15 protein-coding genes are annotated in these 13593 nt (G+C 66.7%); 5 read left to right on the forward strand and 10 right to left on the reverse strand.

What is annotated here, in order from left to right; genetic code table 11:
• The 4 genes from A5701_RS16175 to A5701_RS16190 form a co-directional block, all read right to left on the reverse strand.
• Nucleotides 1-251 (reverse strand): class I SAM-dependent methyltransferase (locus A5701_RS16175; protein WP_197504993.1); only part of this gene is annotated, 251 nt, incomplete at its 3' end.
• Nucleotides 252-367: 116 nt separating this feature from the next.
• Nucleotides 368-1231 carry a 3-hydroxybutyryl-CoA dehydrogenase gene (locus tag A5701_RS16180; RefSeq protein ID WP_067755542.1) on the reverse strand — a complete coding sequence of 288 codons (864 nt, stop codon included), beginning with the start codon at nt 1229-1231 and terminating at the stop codon, nt 368-370.
• Between the two features lie 212 nt (nt 1232-1443).
• A complete protein-coding gene (gene aceA, locus A5701_RS16185) occupies nt 1444-2730 on the reverse strand; it encodes an isocitrate lyase (protein ID WP_067755546.1) in 1287 nt (428 codons plus the stop codon).
• A 268-nt stretch (nt 2731-2998) separates the two neighbouring features.
• Nucleotides 2999-3793, reverse strand: a complete 795-nt coding sequence (locus tag A5701_RS16190; RefSeq protein ID WP_067755550.1) for an acyl-[acyl-carrier-protein] thioesterase — start codon at nt 3791-3793, stop codon at nt 2999-3001.
• Nucleotides 3794-3953: 160 nt separating this feature from the next.
• Between A5701_RS16190 and ramB the strand changes: the two genes are divergently transcribed.
• Both ramB and A5701_RS16200 read left to right on the forward strand, forming a co-directional pair.
• Nucleotides 3954-5378 carry an acetate metabolism transcriptional regulator RamB gene (gene ramB, locus A5701_RS16195; RefSeq protein WP_067755553.1) on the forward strand — a complete coding sequence of 475 codons (1425 nt, stop codon included), beginning with the start codon at nt 3954-3956 and terminating at the stop codon, nt 5376-5378.
• Nucleotides 5375-5956 (forward strand): carboxymuconolactone decarboxylase family protein, encoded by a 582-nt coding sequence (locus tag A5701_RS16200; RefSeq protein ID WP_067755556.1) that lies wholly within the window; start codon nt 5375-5377, stop codon nt 5954-5956. Before ramB ends, A5701_RS16200 begins: the two co-directional genes overlap by 4 nt.
• Here A5701_RS16200 and A5701_RS16205 read toward each other — a convergent pair.
• From A5701_RS16205 to A5701_RS16230, 6 genes are read right to left on the reverse strand one after another with little or no spacing between them, the layout of a single operon-like run.
• Nucleotides 5947-6219, reverse strand: coding sequence for a hypothetical protein (locus tag A5701_RS16205; protein ID WP_067755559.1), 273 nt, complete (start codon nt 6217-6219; stop codon nt 5947-5949). The two genes, A5701_RS16200 and A5701_RS16205, sit on opposite strands and share 10 nt — an antisense overlap.
• A 5-nt stretch (nt 6220-6224) precedes the next feature.
• The gene (gene lpdA / locus A5701_RS16210; protein ID WP_067755562.1) at nt 6225-7619 is read right to left on the reverse strand and encodes a dihydrolipoyl dehydrogenase; all 1395 of its coding nucleotides are present in this window, start codon (nt 7617-7619) and stop codon (nt 6225-6227) included.
• Between the two features lie 33 nt (nt 7620-7652).
• A complete protein-coding gene (locus A5701_RS16215) occupies nt 7653-8222 on the reverse strand; it encodes a hypothetical protein (protein ID WP_067755567.1) in 570 nt (189 codons plus the stop codon).
• A complete protein-coding gene (locus A5701_RS16220) occupies nt 8215-8493 on the reverse strand; it encodes a putative holin (RefSeq protein WP_067755570.1) in 279 nt (92 codons plus the stop codon). The genes A5701_RS16215 and A5701_RS16220 overlap by 8 nt, the downstream gene beginning before the upstream one ends.
• Nucleotides 8494-8512: 19 nt before the next feature.
• Nucleotides 8513-8980 (reverse strand): DUF779 domain-containing protein, encoded by a 468-nt coding sequence (locus A5701_RS16225; protein WP_067755573.1) that lies wholly within the window; start codon nt 8978-8980, stop codon nt 8513-8515.
• Nucleotides 8980-10503, reverse strand: a complete 1524-nt coding sequence (locus A5701_RS16230; protein ID WP_067755583.1) for an aldehyde dehydrogenase family protein — start codon at nt 10501-10503, stop codon at nt 8980-8982. The genes A5701_RS16225 and A5701_RS16230 overlap by 1 nt, the downstream gene beginning before the upstream one ends.
• A 66-nt stretch (nt 10504-10569) precedes the next feature.
• On the opposite strand from A5701_RS16230, the gene A5701_RS16235 reads away from it, so the two are divergent.
• The 3 genes from A5701_RS16235 to A5701_RS16245 all read left to right on the forward strand — a co-directional run.
• Nucleotides 10570-12627, forward strand: coding sequence for a prolyl oligopeptidase family protein (locus A5701_RS16235; protein ID WP_067755587.1), 2058 nt, complete (start codon nt 10570-10572; stop codon nt 12625-12627).
• Nucleotides 12628-12637: 10 nt separating this feature from the next.
• Nucleotides 12638-12949: a hypothetical protein gene (locus A5701_RS16240; protein ID WP_067755577.1), complete on the forward strand. Its 312-nt coding sequence runs from the start codon at nt 12638-12640 to the stop codon at nt 12947-12949.
• A gap of 7 nt (nt 12950-12956) precedes the next feature.
• A partial coding sequence (locus A5701_RS16245; RefSeq protein WP_067755580.1) for a crotonase/enoyl-CoA hydratase family protein occupies nt 12957-13593 on the forward strand: 637 nt, incomplete at its 3' end.

Consider the following 13593-nt stretch of genomic DNA (forward strand, 5'->3'; position numbering starts at 1 on the left):
TTCTCGATGGCCCGGCGCATGGTCGCGCCCCAGCCGCAGCCGATGTCCAGCAGCGTCATCCCCGGCTCGAGATTCAACTTGCCCAGCGCCAGATCGAACTTCGCATTCTGCGCCTCTTCGAGCGTCATGCCCTCGCGTTCGAAATAAGCGCACGTATAGCCCATTGTCGGATCTAGGAACAGGGCAAAAAACTCGTCCGAAACGTCGTAGATGGATTGCGATTCTTCATAGAACGGAGTCAATGTGGTCATGGGGTTCCCGATTACCCTTTCGCGTATTTAACGCGAGCATAATAACCGGAAAAACCAACATTGTCTTGACTTCGCGCGCTGGAATATCGGCGCCACGACGCCGGGCAGCTGCGCCGTCAGTAGGTGTAGAAGCCCTGGCCGGTTTTCTTGCCCAGCCGGCCCGCCTCGACCATGCGCAGCAACAGCGGCGGCGGACCGTAATGCGGTTCCTTGAACTCCTCGAACATCTTGTCCGCGATCAGCTTCAGGGTGTCCAGGCCCACCAGATCGGACAGCCGCAGCGGGCCCATCGGGTGTGACAGCCCGGCGACAACCGCCTTGTCGACGTCTTCGACGGTGGCAAAACCCGCCTCCACCATGCGAATTGCGGACAAGAGGTAGGGCACCAGCAGGGCGTTGACGACGAAGCCCGACCGGTCCGAGCAGCGCACCACCTGCTTGCCCAGGACGGCGCTCGCGAATTCCTCGGTTCGCGCGGCGGCGGCTTCGTCGGTGACCAGGGTGCTGACCAACTCGACCAGCGGGAGCACCGGGACCGGGTTGAAGAAGTGCAGACCCAGCACCCGCTGCGGATTCTTGGTGGCCGCTGCGATCTTCATGATCGGAATGCTGGACGTGTTGGACGCCAGCACCGCATCGGGATCGGTGACGACGGCGTCGAGTTCGGCGAACACCTTGGCCTTGATGGCATCGTCCTCGATGATCGCCTCGATGACGAGCTGGCGGTCGGCGAGGTCCTTCAGATCGGTGGTGAAGGTGAGCTGGCTCAGCGCCCGGTCGCGTTCCCGCTCGGTCACCTTGCCCGCGCTGACGCCGCGCTCCAGGGACTTCACGATGCGGTTGCGCCCGGCCGTGATCAGCGCCTCGGTGGTCTCGAACACCGTCACGTCGACGCCGGCTCTGACCGCGACTTCGGCGATGCCGGATCCCATCTGGCCGGCCCCGACCACCCCTACCCGCTGAATCGCTGCGTCGCTCACTGTCGTCTCTTTCGGTGTCGTATCGTCTTGCACCGCAATAGGCCCCGCCCAGGTTCGCTGGGCGGGGCCAATGCTACTTCACGGTGAGCAGCCGCAAACTCGCACGATCTGGATCGCAGCGGTGCGAGTTCGCGCCTGCTCGGCTCCGGAAGGAATCAGTGACTCAAGCCATCGGTTTCACTTCGTCCTCGCGGGCCTAAGCCCGCTCGTCCTCAGTGAAACTGACCCTCTTCGGTGGAGCCGGTCAGCGCGGTGGTCGACGAAGTGGGGTCGACCGTGGTGGCGATGCGGTCGAAGTAACCCGCACCGACCTCGCGCTGGTGCTTGGTCGCGGTGTAACCGCGCTCCTCGGCGTCGAACTCGCGCTCCTGCAGCTCGACGTAAGCCGTCATCTGGTTGCGGGCGTAGCCGTAGGCCAGATCGAACATCGAGTAGTTCAGCGCGTGGAAGCCGGCCAGCGTGATGAACTGGAACTTGAATCCCATTGCGCCCAGCTCCTTTTGGAACTTGGCGATAGTCGCGTCGTCGAGGTGCTTCTTCCAGTTGAACGACGGCGAGCAGTTGTAGGCCAGCAACTGGTCGGGGAACTCGGCCTTGACGCCCTCGGCGAACTTGGCGGCCAGCTCGAGGTCCGGGGTGCCGGTCTCCATCCAGATCAGGTCGGAGTACGGCGCGTAGGCCTTGGCCCGGGCGATGCAGGGCTCGAGGCCGTTGCGCACCCGGTAGAAGCCCTCCTTGGTCCGCTCGCCGGTGATGAACGGCTGGTCGCGCTCGTCGACGTCCGAGGTGATCAGGGTGGCCGCCTCGGCGTCGGTGCGGGCGATCACGACGGTCGGCACGTCGGCGACGTCGGCCGCCAGGCGGGCCGAGGTCAGCGTGCGGATGTGCTGCTGGGTCGGGATGAGCACCTTGCCGCCGAGGTGGCCGCACTTCTTCTCCGAGGCCAGCTGGTCCTCCCAGTGCGAGCCCGCGACGCCCGCGGCGATCATGGCCTTCTGCAGCTCGTAGACGTTGAGCGCGCCACCGAAGCCCGCCTCGCCGTCGGCGACGATCGGCGCCAGCCAGTTCTCCACCGAGGTGTCGCCCTCGACCTTGGCGATCTGGTCCGCGCGCAGCAGCGCGTTGTTGATCCGGCGCACGACCTGCGGCACCGAGTTGGCCGGGTACAGGCTCTGGTCCGGGTAGGTGTGGCCGGAGAGGTTGGCGTCACCGGCGACCTGCCAACCCGACAGGTAGATGGCCTTGAGGCCGGCGCGGACCTGCTGGACGGCCATGTTGCCGGTCAGCGCGCCGAGCGCGTTGACGAACTCGAGGTCGTGCAGCTGGCTCCACAGCACCTCGGCGCCGCGGCGGGCCAGGGTGTTCTCCTCGACCACGGTGCCCTGCAGGGCGACGACGTCCTCGGCGCTGTAGGTGCGGGTGACACCCTTCCAACGGGGGTTGGTGTCCCAGTCCTTCTTGATCTGTTCGGCGCTCTTGGGGGTGCCAACGGCAGACATTGGGCATGCTCCTTAACGAATCTTCACTACTGAGTTGGTGAACGCTGCACCGGCGGTAGCTAGAGGCTCAACTTCGCTGGTGTGCTAATTCGAAGATGACACAGCCTGACCACGCATTTCCACCCATTTCATTTGCCAATTTCGGCAACGACTCGGGGGGATTTAGCGAATGTTGCGAAGATAAACGGAAACTGAACCGTTTCAGAAACTACCCGCTGGTAACCGGAATCCCCAGGTCAGCCGGGAAATTAACGGGACACTTGTCCGGTTAGCGGGAGAAGATCGCGGCGACCGCTTTCGTCTCGTCGCCGACCGCATATGTGAGCGTTGTAACAGTGCGATCGGTGAGGTTGGGGCCGAACTGATCGGTCGAACCGGGCGGGTGGACGTGCGAGATGATCTCCAGCTTGTCGCCCAGCGCCACCGGTGCCTCGTGCTCGATCGTGATGCGCAGCGGGAGACGCATCAGCTCCAGGTGCGAAGCCAGGTAGTCCTCGATCACGCTCCAATAGACCGAGTTGTTCATGTGGTCGAACAAGTCGATGTCGGTGACCCGGACGGGGAACTCGTGGATCTCCGCGGCGTCGTCGCGGCTGCCCGGCTTCAGATAGCCCTTCCAGCGCAGCCGGTCGATGGACGTCGTCTTGTGCAGGCCGGCCAGGAAGTCGTCGGAGATGCGCGACGGCATCTGGGTCTCCCGGTTGATGTTGATCCAGAAGGCCTCGGATTCGATCAGCCCGCCCTTGCGTCCGTCGACGCGAACCCGCATCTCACACCACCGGTTCGACGTGCCCGAACACCACCGGCGGCACCGCAGCATGTCCTGAAACTCGATCGGCCGGATCAGGTCCAGCATCGTGCGGCGCACGATCCACAGCGGATGGGTTTCCTCGAAGCCCATCTCGCGCAGCTGATCCTGTCCGATGTCCTGGATGTGCCGGCACGCGGCGTCCAGCCGCAACCGGCCGGTGCGGTCGATGTCGGCCACCCGCAGCGGCCACTCGCGGTCGAAGACATCGGGGTGTCCGTCGGGAACCGGCATCAGTTCTTTGTCCAGGCTCACGGCTTAACTCCCCGTTTCCTCCTCGTGGGCGCCTCAGGCTAGCCCTGCGGTCTCGTTGCGAATCATGCCAACGACCTGTGCCAAAAACCAATCGCGACGCGTCCGCGGCCCCGTGCGAACCCTGCCAACATCCGCTTAGCAACCCGCTATCCTGGGCAAAGTGTCCAAGACGTTCGTCGGCTCCCGCGTCCGCCAACTCCGCAACGAGCGCGGGTTCTCCCAGGCCGCTCTGGCCCAGATGCTGGAAATCTCGCCGAGCTACCTCAACCAGATCGAGCACGACGTCCGGCCCCTGACCGTGGCCGTGCTGCTGCGGATCACCGAGGTGTTCGGCGTGGACGCGACGTTCTTCGCCTCCCAGGACGACACCCGGCTGGTCGCCGAGCTGCGCGAGGTCACCATGGACCGCGACCTGGACATCGACGTCGACCCGGCCGAGGTGGCCGAGATGGTCGGCTCACATCCCGCGCTGGCCCGCGCGGTCGTCAACCTGCACCGGCGCTACCGGATCACCACGGCGCAGCTGGCCGCGGCCACCGAGGAGCGGTACTCCGATGGCAGCGGCACCGGATCGATCACCATGCCGCACGAGGAGGTGCGCGACTACTTCTACCAGCGGCAGAACTACCTGCACGAGCTGGACACCGCCGCCGAGGACTTGACGATCCAGATGCGACTGCACCACGGTGATCTGGCCCGCGAACTGAATCGCCGGCTGACCGAGGTGCACGGCGTGCACATCAACAGGCGGATCGATCTCGGCGACACCGTGCTGCACCGGTATGACCCCGGCACCAAGACGCTGGAGATCAGCAACCACCTCTCGCTCGGCCAACAGGTGTTCAAGATGGCGGCCGAACTGGCCTACCTCGAGTACGGCGATCTGATCGACACCCTGGTGGAGGAGGGCAAGTTCACCAGCGACGAGTCGCACACGCTCGCCCGGCTGGGGCTGGCCAATTACTTCGCCGCGGCGGCGGTGCTGCCCTATCGCCAATTCCACGACGTCGCAGAGAATTTCCGCTACGACGTCGAACGGTTGTCGTCCTTCTACTCGGTGAGCTACGAGACCATCGCGCACCGCCTCTCGACCCTGCAGCGACCGTCGATGCGGGGCGTGCCGTTCTCCTTCGTCCGGGTGGACCGGGCCGGCAACATGTCAAAACGGCAGTCCGCCACCGGCTTTCACTTCTCCTCCAGCGGCGGCACCTGCCCGCTGTGGAACGTCTACGAAACGTTCGCCAACCCGGGCAAGATCCTGGTGCAGATCGCCCAGATGCCCGACGGACGCAACTACATGTGGGTGGCCCGCACCGTGGAGCGCCGCGCCGCCCGGTATGGTCAGCCGGGTAAAACCTTCGCGATCGGCCTGGGTTGCGAGTTGCGCCACGCGCACCGGCTCGTCTACTCGGAAGGACTCGACGTCTCGGGAGGACCAGGAACAGTGGCCACACCGATCGGTGCGGGTTGCCGTGTCTGCGAACGCGACAACTGCCCGCAGCGGGCGTTCCCGGCCCTGGGCCGCGCCCTGGATCTGGACGAGCACCGCAGCACGGTCTCCCCGTATCTGGTGAAGCAACCGTGACCGCGCCTCAAGGTGGTCGCATCCCCTCGGGGCGGTTCCGCGAACTTGGGCTGATCAACTGGATTCTCGCGAAGTCGGCCGCCCGCAAGGTCCGCGCGCCCGAGATGCACCTGTTCACCACCCTGGGCCAGAACAAGTTCCTGTTCCTGGTGTGGAGCATCTACAGCGGCCGCGTGCTGCGCGGCCGCCTGCCGGCGATCGACACCGAGCTCGTGATCCTGCGGGTCGCGCATCTGCGCGCCTGCGAGTACGAGCTGCAGCACCATCGCCGGATGGCCGCCAATCAGGGCCTCGACGCGGACCTGCAGGACGCCATCTTCGCGTGGCCCGAGCGCCTGGACCGTGTGGAGGCGCGCCTGACCGTGCGCCAGCAGGCGCTGCTGAGCGCCACCGACGAGTTCGTCAAGGACCGCACCATCACCGACGCCACCTGGCAGCAGCTCGCCCAGCACCTGGACCGGCGTCAGCTCATCGAATTCTGCTTGCTGGCAAGCCAATACGACGGCCTGGCCGCGACCATGTCGGCCCTGGCCATCCCGCTGGACAACCCGCGCCAGACCGGCCCCGCTCAGAGGTAGACGTTGGCCAGGACGGCCAGCGTCAGCAGCAGCGGCGGCACGGGCAACCCGAACCCGAATCCCGACCACGCGTATTTGCGCCGCCGCCGCAAGAACGACGCCCACATCGTGGCGCAGACCGCCAGCGCGAGCGACAGCAGCAACACAGTCGGGGCCCACTGGCCCACCGCCGCGTTGTCGTCGGCGATCGAAAATGCCACCAACCACAGGACATAACCTGCGGCGAGGCCGCCGATGGCCCCCAGAACGATGTCGCTGCGCATGGGCCCTAGAAGTTGATCATGTGGCCGGTCAGGCCGTGGAAACACTCCTGCAGCGCCTCGGACAAGGTCGGATGGGTGTGGACGTTGCGGGCCAGCTCGGTGGCGGTCAGGTCCCACTTCTGCGCCAGGGTCAGCTCGGGCAGCAGCTCGGACACGTCGTGGCCGATCAGGTGCCCGCCCAGCAGCTCAAGGTGTTTCGCGTCGGCGATCAGCTTGGCGAAGCCGGTGGGGTCGCCCAGGCCGTGCGCCTTGCCGTTGGCGGTGAACGGGAATTTGGCCACCACCACGTCGTAGCCCTCGTCGCGGGCCTGCTGCTCGGTCAGCCCGAAGCTGGCCACCTGGGGCTGGCAGAACGTCGCGCGCGGCAGCATCCGGTAATCGCCAAGCGCCAAGGTCTCTGCGCCGGCGATTGTTTCGGCCGCCACCACGCCCATGGCCTCGGCGACGTGAGCGAGCATCAGCTTGCCGGTCACGTCCCCGATCGCGTAGATGTGCGGCACGCTCGTGACCATGTAGTCGTTGATCCCGATCGCCTTGCGGTCGGTCAGCGCGACGCCGGTGTTCTCCAAGCCAAAGCCCTCGACGTTGGGGGCAAACCCGATGGCCTGCAACACTTTCGCGGCCTTGAGTTCCTGCGTGTTGCCGTCCTTGCTGACGGCGACGGTGACCTCGGAGCCGTTGTCGGAGATCGACTCGACCTTGGTGCCGGTGAGGATCTTGACGCCCAGCTTCTTGAACTGCTTCTCCAGCTCCTTGGACACGTCGGCGTCCTCGTTGGGCAGCGCGCGCGGCAGGAACTCCACGATGGTCACGTCGACGCCGTAGTTCTTCATCACGTAGCCGAACTCCATGCCGATCGCACCGCAACCGGCGATGATGATCGACTCCGGCAGGTCCCGGGACAGAATCAGTTCCTCGTAGGTCACCACGTTCTCCGACAGCGACGTCCCGGGCACCAGCCGGGTGCTGCTGCCGGTGGCGATGATCGCGTTGTCGAACGTCACGGTGTCGGTGCCGCCGTCGTTGAGCTCAACGGACAACGTGTTGGCGTCGGTGAACCGGCCGTACCCGTGGATCTCGGTGATCTTGTTCTTCTTCATCAGGAAGTGCACGCCCGCGACCCGGCCCTCGGCCACCTTGCGGCTGCGGTCGAAGGCGACGCCGTAGTCGAAGGTCGCGTCGCCGTTCATCCCGAACGTCGCGGCCTCCTTGGTGAAGATGTGCACCAGCTCGGCGTTGCGCAGCAACGCCTTGGACGGGATGCAGCCGACGTTGAGGCAGACTCCGCCCCAGTACTTCGGCTCGACGACTGCGGTGTTGAGGCCAAGCTGCGCGGCGCGGATGGCTGCGACATATCCGCCGGGACCGGCCCCGAGGACGACGACGTCAAAATGGGTCACGGCCCCTACCCTAATGGCCGCCCGGCCGGGGCGTTAATACGGAATGAGGCCGACGAGGCAGTGGCCCACCCGCGCGCAGTGGTAATAGCCGAGCAGGGGCGCCGCGGCAGCCAGGGAGGCGAAGGGTCCGGACATCACCGCCAGCGCGAGCGCCGAGACCAGCGGCCTGCCCTCGACCATCGCGAGCAGCACGCCGGCGACGGCGCACGCCACCACATAGACCAGCACCACGAACAGCGCCGGGGTCGCGTCCGCCGAGTGGTACCACCAATAGAACAGGCCGAGGCCGAGGACCGCGGCCAAGCACCACACGCCGAGCGTGACCAGCAGCAGCTTCCACCACTTCAGGTAGAGGTAGCGGCCGGGGACGGTGACCGGTTGCACCGGCGTGGCGGCGGATTCGGTGGCCGCATCGGCATCGTCGGCGGGTGGCTCGGACGTCGGGGGCTCGTCCGGCGCCGCCGCCGGGCGCTCGCCGGTGTCCTCGTCGGAATCCGAGAAATCCGGCTGCCACGACTGAGTGCCAGGGCCTTCGTCGTCGTCGGAGAAGTCGGGCTTCCACGACTGGGTGCCCGGGCTCGACGGGGTGTCGTCGTCAGCCACGTGATGTCACCTGGAGGGCGACCAGGACGCCGAACCAGCCCGGGGCCACCGCCAAGGCGAACGCGCCGAGCATCGTCACCCACCGGCGTCCGGAGAAAAGGATCGTCACCAGCCCGGCGACGCTCGGAATCCCAACGACCAGCGCGAGGGCGAAGGCCGGGCGGATGCTCCCGTGGACCGTCCCGGCGAATCCCACCCCCGCCAACAGCCCGACCGCGGCGCCGACCAGCATGGCGCCGGCCAACAACCGCGGGCGCGGGAGGGGGATCACGCCTTCGAGGTTACTGCCGTCACCGACCCGGAGGGCACGTTCGCGCCGCCGTGTCAGTCACCACCTGACCGCGCGCCGAAGGGCGCTCGCCGCGTTCGTAATCGGCGCCGGTGATGACCGGCGTGGCCCGCAGCTCGGCCTGTTCGTCCTCGGTGAAGACGCGGCCGCGGGACAAGAAACGCAGCCCTTCGGGGGCTTCCACGCTGAACCCGCCGCCACGGCCGGGAACCACGTCGATGACCAGCTGGGTGTGCTTCCATGCCTCGTACTGCGGGCCCGAGATCCACACCGGCACCCCGTCGCCGACGTCGAGCACGCCGAGCAACACGTCGCGGTCACCGACCAGGAAGTCATCCCGCGGATAGCACATCGGCGACGACCCGTCGCAGCACCCGCCGGACTGGTGAAACATCAGCGGGCCGTGTTTCTCCTGCAGGCGCGCCAGCAGTTCGGCGGCGCCGGCGGTGACCACGACGCCGGGGACCATCAGAAGAATCCCTGCGCCTTGTCCGAGTAGGACACCATCAGGTTCTTGGTCTGCTGGTAATGGTCGAGCATCATCTTGTGGTTCTCCCGGCCGATGCCGGACTGCTTGTAGCCGCCGAACGCGGCGTGCGCGGGATAGGCGTGGTAGCAGTTGACCCACACCCGGCCGGCCTGGATGTCGCGTCCGGCCCGATAGGCGGTGTTGCCGTCGCGGCTCCACACCCCGGCGCCCAGGCCGTAGAGGGTGTCGTTGGCGATCGAGATCGCGTCGTCGTAGTCGGAGAACGACGTCACCGTGACGACGGGACCGAAGATCTCCTCCTGGAAGATCCGCATCTTATTGTTGCCGGCGAAGATGGTGGGCTGCATGTAGTAGCCGCCCGACAGGTCGCCGCCCAGCTCGGCCCGCTCGCCCCCGGTGATGATCTTGGCGCCCTCGTCCTTGCCAATCTCGATGTAGGACAACACCTTTTCCAGCTGATCGTTGGAGGCCTGCGAGCCCAACATGGTCTCGGAGTCCAGCGGGTCGCCCTGCCGCACCGCCTTGGTCCGGATGGCCGCCAGCTCGAGGAACTCGTCGTAGATGTCGGACTGGATCAGGCTGCGCGACGGGCAGGTGCACACCTCGCCCTGGTTCAGGGCGAACATGGTGAAGCCCTCGAGGGCCTTGTCCTGGAAGTCGTCGCCCTTGGCCATCACGTCGGAGAAGAAGATGTTCGGGCTCTTGCCGCCGAGTTCCAGCGTGACCGGGATCAGGTTCTGCGAGGCGTACTGCATGATCAGCCGGCCGGTGGTGGTTTCACCGGTGAACGCCACCTTGGCGATGCGGTTGCTCGACGCCAGCGGCTTGCCCGCCTCGGCGCCGAATCCGTTGACCACGTTGACCACGCCGGCCGGCAACAGGTCGCCGATGAGCGACATCAGGTAGAGCACCGAGACCGGCGTCTGTTCGGCGGGTTTGAGCACGACGGCGTTGCCGGCCGCCAGCGCAGGCGCCAGCTTCCAGGTGGCCATCAGGATCGGGAAGTTCCACGGGATGATCTGCCCGACCACCCCGAGCGGCTCGTGGAAGTGGTACGCGACGGTGTTCTCGTCGATCTGCGACAGCGAACCCTCCTGCGCCCGGATCGCCCCGGCGAAGTATCGGAAATGGTCGACCGCCAGGGTGATGTCGGCGCCGAGCGCCTCGCGGATCGGTTTGCCGTTGTCCCAGACTTCGGCGACCGCCAGCGCGGCCTTGTTCTCCTCGATGCGGTCGGCGATCTTGTTCAGGATCAGCGCCCGTTCCGCGGGGGCGGTCTTGCCCCACGCCTTCGCCGCCCCGTGCGCGGCGTCGAGCGCCTTTTCGATGTCGGCCTCGTCGGACCGGGCCACCTCGCAGAACGGCTGGCCGGTCACCGGTGTCGGGTTCTCGAAGTAGCGGCCCTGCGCCGGCGGCACCCACTGCCCCCCGATGAAGTTGTCGTAGCGGGATTCGTACGACATCAAGGCCCCAGCGGAACCTGGACGTGCGAAAACAGTCATCTGCTCGGCCCTTCGCTCGTCGGTGTAATACACCTCACACTACCGCCGGAGGCCACAATGGCGTCCATGACCTCACACGCCGCCGCCGACCGCGAAGATGCCCAAGACCCCTACCTGTGGCTCGAGGATGTCACCGGCGACGAGGCGCTGGATTGGGTGCGGGCGCGCAACGAACCGACGCTGGCGGCGTTCCGCGACGCGGAATTCGAGCGGATGCGCGTCGAGGCGCTCGAGGTGCTCGACACCGATGCCCGCATCCCGTACGTGGTCCGCCGCGGCGAGTACCTGTACAACTTCTGGCGCGACGCCGCCAACCCGCGCGGGCTGTGGCGGCGCACCACATTGGACAGCTATCGCACCGACGCCCCCGAGTGGGACGTGCTGATCGACGTAGACGAACTGGGGCGAGCTGACAACGAGAAGTGGGTGTGGGCAGGCGCCCGTGTCATCGAACCGGAGTACACGCGCGCGCTGGTCTCGCTGTCCAGGGGCGGCTCGGACGCCTCCATCGTCCGCGAATTCGACATGGCGACACGCCAATTCGTCGCCGATGGTTTCGCGCTGCCGGAGGCCAAGTCCCAGGTCGCCTGGGTGGACCCCGACACCGTGCTGGTCGGCACGGATTTCGGCGACGGCTCGCTCACCGATTCGGGCTACCCCCGCGTGATCAAGCGGTGGCGCCGCGGCACCGCGCTGACCGATGCGGAAACCGTGTTCGAGGGCGCCCCCACCGACGTCAGCGTGTCCGCGACGGTGGACCGAACCGAAGGCTTCGAGCGCACGGTGTTGGGGCGGGCCCTGGACTTCTGGAACGAAGAGGTCTATGAACTGCGGGGCCCGGAGCTGATCCGGATCGACGCGCCCACCGACGCGAGCTTGTCGATACACCGCGAATGGCTGTTGATCGAGCTGCGCACCGACTGGTTCTACGGCGCCCAGAGCTACCCCGCCGGTTCTCTGCTGGCGGCCCGTTACGACGAATTCCTCGCGGGCACGGCCGAATTGAGTGTGGTGTTCTCGCCCGACGAGCACACCGCCCTGAATCACTACGCATGGACGCGGGACCGGTTGTTGATGGTCAGCCTCGCCGACGTGGCAAGCCGCGTGGAAATCGTCACGCCGCCCTCGTCACACGGCGACTGGCGCCGTGAGCCGGTCGCCGGCATTCCGGAGGCGACCAACACCGTCGTCGTCGCCGCCGACGACAAAGGCGACGAGTTCTTCCTCGACTCGAACGGATTCGTCACACCCTCCCGGCTCATGCGCGGCACCGGCGCCGGCCCACTCGAGCAGGTCAAGTCGGCGCCCGCCTTCTTCGACGCCGAAAACCTCTCCGTGGCACAGCATTTCGTGGAATCGGACGACGGCACCTCGATCCCTTACTTCGTGGTGCGGCCGGCCGACGCGGCGGGCCCGGGCCCGACCATGCTGTACGGCTACGGCGGCTTCGAATCCGCGAACACCCCCGCCTACAGCGGCGTGCTCGGCCGGCTCTGGCTGGCCCGTGGCGGCACCTACGTGCTCGCCAACATCCGTGGCGGCGGCGAGTACGGCCCCCGCTGGCACACCCAGGCCATGCGCGAGAACCGGCACAAGGTGGCCGAGGACTTCGCCGCGGTGGCAACGGATTTGGTGAACCGCGGCATCACGACCGTGGATCAGCTCGGCGCGCAGGGCGGCAGCAACGGCGGCCTGCTCATGGGCATCATGCTGACCCGGTACCCCGACAGATTCGGTGCGCTGGTGTGCAGCGTCCCGCTGCTGGACATGAAGCGCTACCACCTGCTGCTGGCCGGCGCGTCGTGGATGGCCGAATACGGCGACCCCGACGACCCGGGTGACTGGGCGTTCATCTCCGAATATTCGCCCTATCAGAACATTTCGGCGACGCGCCACTACCCGCCGGTGCTGATGACCACCTCGACCCGCGACGATCGCGTGCATCCGGGCCATGCGCGCAAGATGACGGCCGCCCTCGAGGCGGCCGGGCACCCCGTCTTCTACTACGAGAACATCGAGGGCGGGCACGCCGGCGCGGCCGACAACCAGCAGGTGGCGTTCAAGTCGGCGCTCACCTATTCGTTCCTGTGGCGGATGCTGGCCGGCCCATTGACCGGGTCATAAGATCGTCGACGTGTCCGCGACCCAACGCATCGAACTCACCCTGCTGGCGACCGGATTGATCTTCGTGCTGGTTTCGGCGGCGCAGGCGCGCTACCGGTTCATCGGTGACCGCCGGGCCGGCCGGCGGTTCTACTGGGCGACCGCGGCGATCGGCACCGTGTGTTTCGCGATCGGCACGGGCAAGCTCTGGCCCAACGCCGTCTGCGTGGCGGTGATCTTCACCGGCCTGGTCGTCATGTCGGCCTACCTGACGACGCCCTATCTCAAGATCGGTGACCGCATCTACGCGTCGTCGCCGGAAAACCGACAGCCCGACCCCTAAGGAAGCCATGCCAGGGAGCGACTTCCAGACGCTGCTGTACACCACGGCCGGCCCGGTGGCCACCATCACGCTGAACCGTCCGGAGCAGCTCAACACCATCGTGCCGCCCATGCCCGACGAGATCGAGGCGGCCGTCGGGCTGGCGGAGCGCGACCCGCAGATCAAGGTCATCGTGCTGCGCGGCGCCGGCCGCGCCTTCTCGGGTGGCTTCGACTTCGGCGGCGGCTTTCAGCAGTGGGGCGAGGCCATGATGACCGACGGCCGCTGGGACCCCGGCAAGGACTTCGCGATGGTCACCGCCCGTGAGACGGCGCCGACGCAGAAGTTCATGGCGATCTGGCGGGCGTCCAAGCCGGTGATCGCCCAGGTGCATGGCTGGTGCGTCGGCGGGGCCAGCGACTACGCGTTGTGCGCGGACCTGGTCATCGCCAGCGAGGACGCGGTGATCGGCACCCCGTACAGCCGGATGTGGGGCGCATACCTGAGCGGGATGTGGCTCTACCGGCTCAGTTTCGCCAAGGTCAAGTGGCATTCGCTGACGGGCCGGCCGCTGACCGGCGTCGAGGCGGCCGAGATCGAGCTGATCAACGAGGCGGTGCCGTTCGAACGCCTGGAGGCCCGGGTCGCCGAGATCGCCGCCGAGC

This window comes from Mycobacterium sp. E3305 (assembly GCF_001666785.1).
Taxonomy (GTDB): domain Bacteria; phylum Actinomycetota; class Actinomycetes; order Mycobacteriales; family Mycobacteriaceae; genus Mycobacterium.

Bases quoted from the DNA above. Each gene is read 5' to 3' on its own strand.
- aceA (WP_067755546.1), bottom strand. From the start codon at position 2,730: ATGTCTGCCGTTGGCACCCCCAAGAGCGCCGAACAGATCAAGAAGGAC.
- A5701_RS16230 (WP_067755583.1), bottom strand. From the start codon at position 10,503: ATGACTGTTTTCGCACGTCCAGGTTCCGCTGGGGCCTTGATGTCGTAC.
- A5701_RS16235 (WP_067755587.1), top strand. From the start codon at position 10,570: ATGACCTCACACGCCGCCGCCGACCGCGAAGATGCCCAAGACCCCTAC.
- A5701_RS16225 (WP_067755573.1), bottom strand. From the start codon at position 8,980: ATGGTCCCCGGCGTCGTGGTCACCGCCGGCGCCGCCGAACTGCTGGCG.
- A5701_RS16205 (WP_067755559.1), bottom strand. From the start codon at position 6,219: ATGCGCAGCGACATCGTTCTGGGGGCCATCGGCGGCCTCGCCGCAGGT.